This is a genomic window from Staphylococcus sp. 231237_7MaSpsaltlick, from assembly GCF_043107035.1.
The window spans coordinates 63,578-77,531 of the sequence record NZ_JBICNX010000020.1; the positions used below are offsets into that span (position 1 = coordinate 63,578).

14 protein-coding genes are annotated in these 13,954 nt (G+C 32.6%); 5 read left to right on the top strand and 9 right to left on the bottom strand.

Annotated features, from left to right (window positions below; translation table 11 throughout):
• Window positions 1-3: 3 nt before the first annotated feature.
• Window positions 4-1,491 carry a catalase gene (locus ACF91D_RS24330; RefSeq protein WP_042738787.1) on the bottom strand — a complete coding sequence of 496 codons (1,488 nt, stop codon included), beginning with the start codon at window positions 1,489-1,491 and terminating at the stop codon, window positions 4-6.
• A 223-nt stretch (window positions 1,492-1,714) separates the two neighbouring features.
• Here ACF91D_RS24330 and ACF91D_RS24335 point away from each other — a divergent pair, with 223 nt between their 5' ends.
• Window positions 1,715-3,160 (top strand): amino acid permease, encoded by a 1,446-nt coding sequence (locus ACF91D_RS24335; protein ID WP_107527420.1) that lies wholly within the window; start codon window positions 1,715-1,717, stop codon window positions 3,158-3,160.
• A gap of 159 nt (window positions 3,161-3,319) precedes the next feature.
• On the opposite strand, the gene ACF91D_RS24340 is transcribed toward ACF91D_RS24335, so the two are convergent.
• Complete coding sequence (locus tag ACF91D_RS24340; protein ID WP_107527419.1) at window positions 3,320-3,730, bottom strand: Lrp/AsnC family transcriptional regulator; 411 nt, start codon at window positions 3,728-3,730, stop codon at window positions 3,320-3,322.
• A gap of 111 nt (window positions 3,731-3,841) precedes the next feature.
• On the opposite strand from ACF91D_RS24340, the gene ACF91D_RS24345 reads away from it, so the two are divergent.
• Window positions 3,842-4,249, top strand: coding sequence for an alkylhydroperoxidase (locus tag ACF91D_RS24345; protein WP_042738790.1), 408 nt, complete (start codon window positions 3,842-3,844; stop codon window positions 4,247-4,249).
• A gap of 215 nt (window positions 4,250-4,464) precedes the next feature.
• Window positions 4,465-4,779 carry a hypothetical protein gene (locus tag ACF91D_RS24350; RefSeq protein ID WP_042738791.1) on the top strand — a complete coding sequence of 105 codons (315 nt, stop codon included), beginning with the start codon at window positions 4,465-4,467 and terminating at the stop codon, window positions 4,777-4,779.
• A 474-nt stretch (window positions 4,780-5,253) separates the two neighbouring features.
• Here ACF91D_RS24350 and ACF91D_RS24355 read toward each other — a convergent pair whose 3' ends face one another.
• The 4 genes from ACF91D_RS24355 to ACF91D_RS24370 are packed head-to-tail and all read right to left on the bottom strand — an operon-like array spanning window position 5,254 to window position 9,376.
• Window positions 5,254-6,063, bottom strand: coding sequence for a Cof-type HAD-IIB family hydrolase (locus tag ACF91D_RS24355; RefSeq protein ID WP_232161375.1), 810 nt, complete (start codon window positions 6,061-6,063; stop codon window positions 5,254-5,256).
• A gap of 43 nt (window positions 6,064-6,106) precedes the next feature.
• A complete protein-coding gene (gene thrB / locus ACF91D_RS24360; protein ID WP_107527417.1) occupies window positions 6,107-7,027 on the bottom strand; it encodes a homoserine kinase in 921 nt (306 codons plus the stop codon).
• 1 nt (window position 7,028) lies between these two features.
• Entirely contained in the window at window positions 7,029-8,090 is a 1,062-nt protein-coding gene (gene thrC / locus ACF91D_RS24365) for a threonine synthase (protein WP_042738794.1), read from the bottom strand.
• Window positions 8,091-8,095: 5 nt separating this feature from the next.
• On the bottom strand, window positions 8,096-9,376 hold the full coding sequence (locus ACF91D_RS24370) for a homoserine dehydrogenase (protein ID WP_042739031.1): 1,281 nt from the start codon (window positions 9,374-9,376) through the stop codon (window positions 8,096-8,098).
• Between the two features lie 190 nt (window positions 9,377-9,566).
• Between ACF91D_RS24370 and ACF91D_RS24375 the strand changes: the two genes are divergently transcribed.
• Window positions 9,567-10,934: an aspartate kinase gene (locus ACF91D_RS24375; protein WP_042738795.1), complete on the top strand. Its 1,368-nt coding sequence runs from the start codon at window positions 9,567-9,569 to the stop codon at window positions 10,932-10,934.
• 62 nt (window positions 10,935-10,996) lie between these two features.
• Here ACF91D_RS24375 and ACF91D_RS24380 read toward each other — a convergent pair whose 3' ends face one another.
• A complete protein-coding gene (locus ACF91D_RS24380) occupies window positions 10,997-11,611 on the bottom strand; it encodes a hypothetical protein (RefSeq protein ID WP_042738796.1) in 615 nt (204 codons plus the stop codon).
• A 75-nt stretch (window positions 11,612-11,686) separates the two neighbouring features.
• On the bottom strand, window positions 11,687-12,142 hold the full coding sequence (locus ACF91D_RS24385; protein ID WP_119625377.1) for a sugar phosphate isomerase family: 456 nt from the start codon (window positions 12,140-12,142) through the stop codon (window positions 11,687-11,689).
• Between the two features lie 565 nt (window positions 12,143-12,707).
• Here ACF91D_RS24385 and ACF91D_RS24390 point away from each other — a divergent pair.
• Complete coding sequence (locus tag ACF91D_RS24390) at window positions 12,708-13,571, top strand: hypothetical protein (RefSeq protein ID WP_107589426.1); 864 nt, start codon at window positions 12,708-12,710, stop codon at window positions 13,569-13,571.
• A gap of 171 nt (window positions 13,572-13,742) precedes the next feature.
• On the opposite strand, the gene ACF91D_RS24395 is transcribed toward ACF91D_RS24390, so the two are convergent.
• A partial coding sequence (locus ACF91D_RS24395; protein ID WP_392437849.1) for a thermonuclease family protein occupies window positions 13,743-13,954 on the bottom strand: 212 nt, incomplete at its 5' end.

Below are 13,954 nucleotides of genomic sequence, written 5' to 3' on the forward strand. Positions count from 1 at the left end.
AAACTAGTCTGCCACTTCTAAATCAACATCATTAATATCAATACCTAACGCATTCGCTACACCTTTACCATACTCTGTATCAGCTTTGTAGCAATGACGGATATGACGGTGTTGAACTTCTAATGTTGTACCTTGCATTTCATTGGCAGTATTTTCAAAAATGCGTTGTTGTTGCTCTTTTGATTGTAATCTAAACAATCTACCTGGTTGTTCGAAGTAATTATCATCATCTTCGCGATAATTATATTCATAAGCTTCGCCTTCGACTTCTAGGCCAGGCTTTTTAAATTCAGGTTGATCCTCAAAACTTCCATCACTATTAGGATAATAGTGTGTTCCTCCACCTTGGTTATTATCTAAGATACGCATTTGGCCATCTCGGCTGAATGGGCAAATATTTTCAACTCCAACACCTTTTGGTTGGTTTACTGGTATTTGCCAGTGATTGACGCCAAGTCTATAACGTTGAGCATCACCATACGAGAATATACGACCTTGTAACATTTTATCTGGAGAAAAATCTATACCAGGAACAATATTTGTCGGTGCAAATGCTGCTTGTTCTACATCTTGGAAGTAATTATCTGGGTTACGATTTAACTCAAACTCACCAACTTCTATAAGTGGATAATCACCTTTATACCATACTTTTGTTAAATCAAAAGGATTATCTTTATGATTTTTCGCTTGCTCTTCAGTCATTACTTGAATATACATTTTCCATTTTGGGAAGTTTTTGTTTTCAATTGCTTCAAACAAGTCACGTTGAGATGATTCTCTATCATCAGCAATGATTTTCGCCGCTTCATCTGGTTGTAAGTTTTCAATACCTTGTTGCGTTCTATGGTGGAATTTAACCCACACACGTTCCCCTTTATCATTATACATTGAATACGTATGTGAACCGAAGCCATGCATATGTCTATAGCCGTTAGGAATACCACGGTCAGTCATTAAAATTGTTACTTGATGTAACGCTTCAGGTAATGATGTCCAGAAATCCCAGTTATTTTGCGCACTACGCATATTTGTTCTTGGATCTCTTTTTACAGCATGATTTAAGCTCGCAAATAATTTAGGATCTCTAAAGAAGAATACCGGTGTGTTGTTACCTACTAAGTCCCAGTTACCTTCATCTGTGTAAAATTTTAACGCAAATCCTCGAATATCCCTTTCAGCATCCGCTGCGCCACGTTCCCCTGCAACAGTTGAAAAACGCGCGAACATCTCTGTTTGCTTGCCTACTTCTGAAAAAATACTAGCAGATGTATATTGCGTAATATCATTTGTTACTGTAAAAGTACCAAACGCACCAGAACCTTTAGCATGCATTCGTCGTTCCGGAATTACTTCTCTGTCAAAATGAGCCATTTGTTCTAAAAAATACCAATCTTGCATCAACAATGGTCCTCGAGGTCCAGCAGTCATACTATTTTCTCTATCTGAAACCGGTGCACCAAAAAGACTAGTTAAATTTCTTTTATTGCTCATAATGTTTCCCCCTCACAAATAGTAAATAATAATAATTATTATCTAGCACTAATTTTAAAGTATACACATACGAAAAGCAATTATGTTACTTCTTATAATATGAAATATTTCTGAATATTTAAAATTTTATTGCTTCAACTCTCAAAAAATGCATTGATTGTAGTCATTAAAAGCATTAAAATGTAAGGTATATAAATTTTTATAGATTATAGGAGATTTTAATATGGGACAAAACAATATGAAACGTGGTCTCAACTCTCGACATATTTCAATGATTGCAATAGGTGGTGCGATTGGCACTGGACTCTTTGTCGCTACAGGTAATGTTGTATCACAAGCTGGTCCAGGCGGCGCGATTCTAGCTTATTTAATCATTGGTGTCATGCTCTATTTCTTAATGTCTTCAATCGGAGAACTAGCTACATTTTATCCTGTATCAGGATCATTTAGTTCTTACGCTACACGATTTGTAGACAGTTCCCTCGGCTTTACAATGGGATGGTTATATTGGGTGATGTGGGTATTAGTAACGAGTGTTGACATCATTATTGCATCAAGCGTATTAGATTATTGGGAAGTATTTCACTTTTTCAGCCCTGTTACTTGGAGTATTTTGTTTCTTTGCTTACTTTTTATACTGAATATTTTTACAGTAAAAGCATTTGGTGAAACAGAATTTTGGTTATCTTTAATTAAAGTACTTACAATTATCATCTTTATAGTAATAGGTGTACTAACAATATTTGGCATTTTAGGTGGTAAATATTATGGGTTTGAACATTATACAACAGGTGAAGCACCATTTGTTGGTGGCATTTCAGGTTTCTTAGCCGTGTTACTCATCGCTGGTTTTTCAGTTGGTGGTACTGAGATGGTAGCTGTAACTGCAGGTGAATCATCGAATCCGCATAAGTCAATGCCAAAAGCTATTAGACAAGTATTCTGGAGAATATTGCTATTTTACGTTTTATCTATTGCTGTTATTGCCGCAATTATTCCTTACAGCGATCCTCTACTATTAAACAAACATGAATCTGTGACTCAAAGTCCATTCACAATAGTATTTGATCGTGTAGGTATTGCTTTTGCTGCATCTGTGATCAATGCAGTTATCCTAACATCGTTACTGTCTGCTGCAAATTCTGGAATATATACAACAAGTCGTATGTTATTTTCAATGGCAGAAGATAAACAAGCACCGAAGTTTTTTGCAAAATTAAACAAAACGACGAAACTACCTATTATTTCTATTTGTACAACATTTGTTATCGTATTAGTAGTAATTGTATTAGCGCAATTTAAATCGGATATTGTCTTCTCACTGCTCAATATCATCGGTTCATTAGTTATCGTAATTTGGGCATCAAGTATTGTCGCTCAAATCAGATTACGTTCTGCAATAAAAAAACAAAACAAACGTGCAGAAGATGTATTACCATATAAAGCAGCGTTATATCCATTAGGGCCAATCATTGTAATAATTGCATTGCTATTCCTATTTTTCGGAAATTCCTTCGGCGCTTTAATGGCAGGCGATTATGGCTCTGTTATACGAAACATTGCACCAATCATTATTCTAGCAATTGTTTATTTATCACATAAAGTAATTAGAAAAACAAAAATAGTAAAACTAGAAGACGTTGAATTAAATACAACTAAAGAACATTAATTGTATTTGTCAATTCAACAAATAACTGTAAAATGTAATAGCGATGAAGCCATCTATTCGTATAGACAGCTTCATCGCTATTTTTAGTATTCTTAATATTTATTTACTAATATAAAATTCAAAGCAATTTTATTAAAGAAAAACCATAATAAATTACTTTCAAACTATTTTAGAAAAAACAAAATGCGTTTTCGTATGACCGAAATATTGTAGTTTATCTATAAAAGCTTCTACATCTTTCATTGTCTTAAAATGTGCCTTAAATAAAAAGCAACTTTCCCCTGATATTCTGTAACAGAATTCAACATTTGATTGATCAGAAATATACTTCTTAAAATCACTATATAAATTATTCTTAATAATAATATCTATAAAAACATCGATTTCGAATCCAAGTAAAGTATAGTTAATGTCGATAGTATATTTATTAATGATGCCTAAGTCTTTCAATTTAATAATTCGTTCTCGTACAGAAGGTGTTGATAAATTAACATCATTACTTATTTTATTCAACGAAGTTTTACTATCATTTTTCAAAATTTGTAATATTTTTACATTTGTTAAGTCCATAGTGAAATCTCCTTAATTTTTATGGATATTATTAATATATACAATAAATAAGTCATACAATCAATAAATATAATAATATAAAATAAGCCTATCAAATCAAGGAGGCTTAAAATGACTATTATAAAAGAATCTAATTTTGGTGATACCCCTTTTCAAAAGCTACTAGGACATAATTTATCACTATTGAATCAATGGAATAACCTTAGTAATACTTTGTCAGGTAGTGAACAGCTATCACAAAATTTAAAAGAAGAATTAAGAAAGATGTTAGCACAAAATCATGGTTGCAACTATTGCAAATCAAAAGGAAAACCCAATCTCCAGTTTTCTGATCAAAAATCACTTATATGCATTGGATTTACAGATGTTTATATAAAATCAGGAACCAATATACCAAAACAAGTAATCAAAGTATTACAAAGTACATTAACAGACAAAGAAATTAGTGAACTAATTGCATTTATTACTTTTACAACTTGCCAACAACATTTTGGAGCTATCATGCAATTAGAAGCATAATAGCTTCACCACTCCCAAAACTATACTTGATTTTTATATCAGAGTAACTGTTGAAAAAATCACTACTACATTTATATTTTTTAGTCGACTAACTATAAATTCAATGTTAAATCTTTAAATTATCAATGATTAACACATAAGAGTTGAATATTTTCAGTACTTAAAAAGTATAGTATAATACAATTAACAATATTGGTTATATTGAGGTGAAAACTATGATTGGGCAAACAAATTTATTTGATGATATTTTAGAAACTGAAGAGCGTTTCGTTATTGTTGTGCAATCACTTGAAGAAAAGAATAATCAATTGCTTAAACGAACTTTAAGAGAGTATGGTAGCTTAGAACATTCACAAATGGAAAGTCTTTTTGAACATCTTAAAGATGTCTTTTTAGAAGAATCGTTTGAGGATAATCAATCTGCATTCTCTATCACAGTATATACAAATTTAGATTATGCTGCGGATAATGTGTATGCACATGTTAAAAGGCATAGAGGCAAACACGAGTGGACACATACAGCAAAATAATTCTTTCACTTCAGAAATTATCTATCAGAGTTAACTTACTCTGATAGTTTTTTATATTTGCATTTGCTTCTATCTTAGTATCATCAATAAATATTGAGTTATCAGCTGTGTTCAGAAATTAATAAAAAGTGACTTGATCAATCCATTTGTAGCGTATACTGAGGCATGTTTTAATTTTTATAGATAAGCCTGCTATATTAATTTAGTTTAGTGGAATTTATTAAATTATAAGTAAGTGTCTTATTTTTTGTAGTAATAACATATATATGAACTTCGTATTGTTTGCGAGACACCTAAGGGTTTAGGGTGAGTGTCGAGACCAAGGCTCGACACATCATCCCCCTAGGTAAGCGAGCAATAACAATACGCAATATTGATATAAATTACAAGCCCATCAAAGACCAAAAATCTTTGATGGGCTTAGTGCTAGGTATTTATGTCATAGACACTTTTGTATTATATATATCAATCTAATCAAGAATCAAGCAATGCTTTTAAAGCGTGAGGAATACCATCCTCGCCATTACTTAAAGTGATTTCGTCAGCAACTGCTTTAACTGCTTCATTAGCATTACCCATTGCTACTGCATGCCCGACGACGTTAAGCATTGAAATATCATTTGAACTATCACCAAATGCAATAACTTCCGACAAGTCAATATTGAGCTTTTTACAAAATGCAGCTAATGCATTTCCTTTGGAAACATCTCTAGCCATAAATTCTAAAAAGTACGGCTTACTCGTTGTTACGTCTACTTCCTCATTAAAATGACCAGCTAATTCAATGTTTAAACTTGTGATATTCGGAACATAATCTACACCCATTACTTTAGGTACATCAGCTTGAATATATGCTTTGATATCATCGACCCGCTTCATCGGTAAACCTGTCAATTCAGACTCTATATTCATATATTCGTGGTCACCTTCATATATGATAAATCCATCATGATACGTTAAAACAAACAATTTATGTTCTCTACAGAAATCAACAATTGCATCGAAATCTGCCTTAGATACACTCTTACTCACTTCAACGTGTTCATCTTTAACAGCAATTGTCTTACCACCATTATAGCTTATTACATAACTATCATATTGATCTAACTTGAGTTGCTTTGCAACAGGTAGCATCCCTTCTGTAGGACGTCCTGAAGCCAAAACAACATGATATCCTTGCTGCTGAATGTCAATTAAATAACGTTCAGTTTCTGGACTAACCTCATTATCTGGATTCATTAAAGTGTCATCCATGTCCATAACAATCATCTTATATTTACTCATGTTTGTATCTCCTTTCAACACCTTAACATTATACTACAATAATTTAACGGCGTTGGTACAGAATTTTCGACACAACTCCACTTTCATTAATTGTCACTAACTCCGATCGACAATCCATAAATGTTCCTTTAAGTTCTCTAACGAGTTCACCACTCCGTTCTGGAGCAACTAATGTTAACACGGTTGGACCTGCACCACTGATTACAGTCGCATAAGCGTTATGTTGTTTTGCAATTGTTTTAATTTCATTAAATTCAGGAATTAAATGCTGTCTGAATGGTTCATGAAAACCATCTTGTTCCATCATTTTACCTGCCAACTCATAGTTATGTTGGATCAATGCACTAATCATCGTGTTACTAATCGCACTATTTTGAACTGCCTTTTTATGTGAAAATGTTTCCGGTAATGTATTTCTTGAATCATCCGTACGTAGTTCATAAGATGGAATCGTAATAATGATATCCACACGTGGCGGATCAATATATGATACATCTGTCACCTTTGTCTCAGGATTAAAGTAACCTAATACCAAGCCTCCATAGATTGTTGGTGCCACATTATCAGGATGACCTTCGATTTCAGTAGCTAATTGTAGTAATTCATATTTTGATAATTCAATATCACCAAAATAATTAGCAATATATAATGCGCCAACTAATGCTGATGCAGAACTCCCTAAACCTCTTGCTAAGGGGATTTCGCTTCGCATTTCTATATCTAAACCAGGCAATTTAACATCATATTTACGTGCAACTCTTTGAGCAATTTGATAAATATAATGTCTATTGTCTGTTGGCAAATCTTCTACATTTGGTCCGACGTGATTAAACGTCCACACATCGCTGTCGTTCTTTTTTACATCTAAATATAAAAATTTATTTAATGCCATACCTATAGAATCAAAACCGACACCTAAATTAGCTGTAGATGCCGGTATTTTCAAATGCAACATGTCACTCATGTTAGAGCGCTCCTTTGATATAATCTAAGATGCTTTCTCTATCGTTAGGCAACGGTTTGATTGGATTATCCAATAATGAAATTGCAGTGTCTGGATCTTTCAAACCATTACCAGTTAATACAGCAACCACCTTTTTACCTTGTGGTAACTTGCCAGCACGATGTAATTTTATCAAACCTGCTATAGATGCATTACTTGCCGGTTCACTAAAGACACCTTCTTTACTTGCCATCAATTGATATGCTTCTAAAATTTCTTCATCTGTGACGCTATCAATAAGACCATCTGATTCACTTAAAGCATTATTAGCTTTGTCCCAGCTTGCTGGGTTACCAATTCTAATAGCCGTAGCTACTGTATCTGGATTCTTAACTACTTTGTTCTGTACAATTGGTGATGCACCTTCAGCTTGGAATCCAAACATATGAGGTAATTGTGTTTGATTTTTATCGTGATACTCTTTGAACCCTTTCCAATATGCTGTAATATTACCTGCATTACCAACAGGAATGGACAAGATATCAGGAGCTTCTCCTCCTAATTGTTGAATGACTTCAAAGGCGCTTGTTTTTTGACCTTCGATTCTATATGGATTTACAGAGTTTACTAAGGCAATTTCACCGTTTTCCGCTACTTCCTTAACAATCTCTAATGCTTCATCAAAGTTACCTTCGATAGAAACAATTTCAGCACCATACATCACGGCTTGAGATAATTTACCAAGCGCAATTTTACCTTCAGGTATGACGACAATTGCCTTCAACCCTGCACGAGCAGCATATGCTGCAGCAGATGCAGAAGTATTACCTGTCGACGCACAGATAACAATTTTCTTACCTTCTTCTTTAGCTTTGGCCATCGCCATTACCATACCTCTGTCTTTAAAAGAGCCCGTTGGATTAGCTCCTTCGTATTTTACATGTAATTCAATGCCTAACATTTCAGATAAATTTTCACAATAAATTAAAGGTGTATGTCCTTCATTTAAAGTTAATTGTGGTGTATTTTCATTTACAGGTAAAAACGCTTCAAATTCCTTCACTAAACCTTGCCATTTTTCCATTTCTATTAAACCCCTTCTACTGGATAAATTTTATTTACAACATATCCTGCCTCTGTAATTGCCGATTCAGGAGACTCATCTAAGCCTACTACAATCAAACCAACCGTTCTGGCATCTCTTTCAGTAACGGCTAATGATTTATGGAAAGGTAACTCCGCTTTAATTAAAGCTTCAACCTTACTCGGTTCCTCACCATCTGTCTGAATGACAACATAATAACTTTCTTTTTCTTTAAACGATACTGTATCATCGCTATCCATTAATTCTTTCGTTTGTTCCGTTTTCAATTCAAAATGTGGTGGTAATGTATGCAGATTAGACTCAAAATGCAAGGTAACGTTTAGCAAGTCACTCACAACTGCACTTCCAGTTGCTAAACTACCAGCTCCCTTACCATAAAACATCGTCTCTCCAACAGCATCACCAATAACATAAATTGCGTTGAATTCATCTTCAACTGCAGATAATTGGTGTGCAGTACTAATAAGTGTTGGTGCTACTGAAGCATTAACTTTCCCTTGCTCATAAGTACCTTTACCAATTAATTTAATCTTATAACCTAGTGCTTCTGCTGCCTTAATATCAGCAAGCTCAACATCGCTAATACCGTGTCTATCAACATCTGATAAATTAATCACTTGGTTAAAAGTTAAATAAGAAGTAATGACTACCTTTCTTGCGGCATCTACACCTTCCACGTCATCTGTAGGATCTGCTTCGGCAAACCCTAATCTTTGCGCTTCATCCAACGCATCTTCAAACGATGTATTCTCACGCGTCATCTTACTTAAAATAAAGTTAGATGTTCCATTTAAAATACCCATAAATTTAGTTATATTATTCGCATTCAAACCATTATTAATCGCATTAACGATTGGAATACCACCTGCAACACTTGCTTCATATTTTAATGCTACGTCATTTTCTTGTGCTAAATCTTCTAACACATTTAAATGCACAGCTAATAAGTCTTTATTGGCAGTAATAACATGCTTTTTCTGACTTAATGCACGTTTTAACCAATCTACTGTCGGTTCAACGCCACCCATAACCTCAACGATAATGTCTATAGAGTCATCATTTAAAATTTCATCTACATCTTCTGTTAGATGATAATTCGATACGTTAATGGGTCTCGATCTAGATTTATCTCGAACTAAGATATGTCTAATGTTGATATCTTTGTCCATTGTTTCTTTAATTTGTTCTCTATTTTCTTCAATTATTTTCACTACACCTGAACCTACAGTACCTAAACCGAGCAGGGCTACATTTAATTCCTTCATCATTTCATTCCTCCGATTGTTCATTCAAAAAATACAATTGTACAGTTGAAAAATACTAGAATATGGTATAGTATAAATTCATTCATTATTTTTGTAAAGGTTGAAAATAAAAACCGTATATCTATACTATCACTCTCGTGATAAAAACTAAACAAAATTTTCTGATTTTTTAGAAAGGTTGTAGCTCATTATGAAAGTAGCGAAATTTGGAGGAAGTTCTGTTTCAAATGCAGAACAAATAAAGAAAGTATTAAATATAGTAAACTCTGACTCAGACAGAAAGATTATCGTCGTTTCAGCACCCGGAAAAAGACATGCAGACGATGTAAAAACAACAGATTTACTAATTCGACTTTACGAAAAGGTTATTGCCGGATTAGATTATCAAGCAAAGAAAGAAGAAATTATTCAACGTTATGCTGATATTATTTTAGAACTTGAAATGACAGATTCACTGTTATCAACAATTGATGAAACTTTAGAAACATATATTGCCACATTAAAGGAAAAACCTGCTCGTTTATTAGATGCGTTACTTTCATGTGGTGAGAACTTTAATGCCCAGCTCATAGCTGAGTATAACAATAGCCAAGGTATACCAACACGTTATGTATCACCTGGTGAAGCGGGTATTACTGTCACAGATTTACCTCAGAATGCTCAAATTTTAGATCAATCTTATGAAGCACTCTATAGCCTTAGAGAATACGATGAAAAATTAATTGTACCAGGTTTCTTTGGTATTTCTCGTCAAGGTTATGTTGTGACCTTCCCACGTGGTGGATCTGATATCACTGGTGCAATCGTTGCTCGTGGTGTTCGTGCTGACTTATATGAAAACTTCACAGATGTTTCAGGTATTTTTAGAGCTAATCCAACAATAGTAAAAAATCCAGAAGTGATTGATGAGATTACTTACCGTGAAATGCGTGAATTATCCTATGCAGGATTTGGTGTGTTCCACGATGAAGCATTACAACCGTTACACAAAGACCGCATACCAGTGGTAATTAAAAACACAAATCGTCCAGATGATACAGGTACTTATATTCGTCATGACCGAGAAATTAATTCTTCTAATATTGTCAGTGGCATTAGTTGTGACAAAGACTTTACAGTGTTAAATATCAAGAAATATTTAATGAACAGACAAATCGGCTTCACTCGAAAAATATTAGGCGTGCTTGAAGATTATGGCATTTCATTTGACCACATGCCTTCTGGAATTGATAGTATTAGTATTATTATGCGCTCAAAAGAGATACAAAACAGAGAAGAACAAGTATTAAATGATATTAGAGAAAAATGTGATGTCGATGAATTAAATGTCGAACACAATCTTGCTATTCTTATGATTGTAGGCGAAGGCATGCATCGTATTGTAGGTACTGCTAATACAATTACACATGCACTTGCTGAAGCAAATATAAACTTAAAAATGATGAACCAAGGTGCTTCTGAAATTTCAATTATGTTTGGAATCGATGTTGCTGATGCTGAAAAAGCAGTAAAGTCAACATATGAGTACTGCTATAATGGCGAATATCTAAAGGTATAAAAAACAAACCCACAAATCACTTTGTTCAACTGTTACGTTGACCTACTTGTGATTTGTGGGTTTTACATTGCTGATTTCTCTGAAATTAGAGCTTGGTTGATACGTTCATCACCAACTACTAATCTCAACATTACAAATTGATAATAGCTTAAAGAATCTATTACACTTTTATAGTTAGGAATTTGTTGGTAATCTATTGGATCCAATAATTCATACATTAAGACAATTTCCGGTTTAATGTAATCGACATCCCATTTAATTGAATGGAAGTAGATATTTTTTTCAGGTAGCCTAATATTATGATTCCATCTAAACATCCATTCGTCATTTTCAACATCATATACAATCACAGTCATAATTAAATCATCTGCTTTATAAATGTTGGCATGCGTTACCTCCGCGAACTCTATTTCAGTATAATTCGTTGTCGATGTATGGTCATCATATAACTTAACAGTGTAAGTTTCTGGGATATGCTTTAACACTTCTGCCAAATACTTTCTTTCAACACTGATATCTACCTTACAGCATAGGTTGAATTCATCTCTCATAAAAAGCTGCTTTGCAACTTCTCCGTTATATTTAATTAAATTGCCAACTTTACTATTTATTTGGCTTACCAATGCTTTTACGTGTTTGTCCAAACAGGCACCTCCTCTTGAAGTAAGCGTTTCCATTGGAATACATTATATAATTTGTCCAGTTATTTTTCAATGCATTCTACTTCAAATATAATAAACTCATATATGTTTTTAAAATTGACCAATTTTTATATAGCGATGCCCAGGCGTATGATCTAAAAATTGTGGTCTATTAATAACAAAACTATACTCACTATTTTGCTTAAGTACACGTTGTAATTCAGCAATTTCTAATATATCTTGATATAAACCTTCTTCATAAATATAAGGAACACGTAGAAAGTAATAATTAATTTTATATTTTGAATAAGAATCAATAACATCTGATCCTGTAATGATATGAAAAGCACTATTAACAGTACCATTCGGTAATATAATATTAAAATCCGTATATTTAGATACATATTTGATAATATCAGTTGAATAAGTAATAACTGATATTTTTTTATTAGAAACATATAATTGGTCTATTATTTTAAATGATACGGGATGATTATCAAACGCAATTATATCGTTATGATTTATACGTTCAACTAGTTCGTTTAGATAGCTTTTCAATGCACTCAAAAAATAATCCCCCAAAATTAATAATTTCACACATACTGTATTATATCTATTTATACAACTATGTGTAAACTAAACGCTTATTAAAATTCAGTACTATTTATCCAGAAATGCGTTGAACCTCTCATTAAATATATTTTTGTACTATATGTTACATTCCCTTTCAATTATTGCATATTTTAGCAACTGCTAAAACATACTATTATACTATTTAAACATCGAACTAGGCCTTCCAAAAATAATATATGCTTCAAAAACTATAAACTATATATTTCTATTCATTGCTTAAACCAAATGCTGCTATGCGAAACTACTTAAATTCAATTACAAATCATATAAAATCATGTAATAATAGTTAAAATACTACAAAAAGACATTCATTTTATAAATTCTCCATTAAATTATCGTTTAATTTAAGTTAAATCCATGAATACCATTGATAAACAACTGTTAATACGAATATAATCTATATATAGCTACAGTTTAACAGGTCGAATTTGTACAACAGTGTATAAAAGAGTAAAATAAACTGTAATTTCAAATATTAATAAAGATTAGGATGATAATCATGCTACTAACATTCATTTTACTTGTAATTGTTATTTTGCTCATTATTGTGATGATTATAAATCAAAAAAATATGCAACAAAAATTAGAAACTGAAAAGTATTCTAAAGAACAATTGGTAACTAAAATTAGTTCTGTTACTCGTGAAAATACTCAGTTAAAAAATCAAATGTTGCACTTTGACGGTAATAATGATTCGAACCACCATGGCTTAAGAAAGGCAAAACAAAACTTGAAAGATATTCTTGAACAATACAAAACAGCCGGTACTATCAAAGCCTATGATATTATCGCAACTGGTAATCTTGCTGTTAAACACCCTTTATTCGAATATGCGAGAGCATTTGATTATATCGTGATTACTGACAAAGGCGTGTTCAACATTAATGTGAAAAACTGGAAACAAAAAACGTTTTATCACTTTGATATTGATTCTGAAACAGAGATTTCAACTAATAATGAATCCTCAGTACATCAAACTGTTGGACGCTATATTGCACAACAATATCACAGTCAATTTAACACGACACGCACAGGTTCATACACTTTTATAGAGCGTGTAAAAAATAATTCTGTAATTTATGACTTTTATAGTTATGATCCTTTTGAACAAACTGCAAAGAATACAAAGGAATTAGAAGCTAGAATTGCAGAGAAATTAAATCATCATATTAAAAATATTGGTTTAGTTTACTTTACAGATGGAAGTGTAAATATTATAGATGGACCTAATGTAAGAGAAGATTATACGGAAACAGTTTCTTCTAAATCTTCATTAAAAGATGTCATCGGTGATACACTTAGCAATGCAAGCGAGTCCATTACTAAAGAGCAATATGATAAATTAGTCGAACGTTTTCATTAATTAATATAAAAACGAGTTATAATCACAACAGTTTAAAGTTGTTGTTTTATAACTCGTTTTTTGTGTTTCATTTAAAATAATTAATACATATTTCAGTACACCTTGTTTATACAAAGGGAATTTATGATGACGTTTCAAAATGATGCTATGATTTTCCACTTAGTAGATAATCTAACTCCAAATATTTAATTTATCTTGTTTAGCTTGGTGTTCAGCTTGCTCAAAGACATTTCTATATTTGCCATTAGGCGCAAAATATTTTTCACGAGCCAAGCCTTTTTTCACTAATTCTTCATTAAACATTGTCTTTTTATCTAACCAAACATAGGCTAATTTTCGTCCATACTGGTCTTCTGGCTCTTTATCATATTCTAAATAGACAT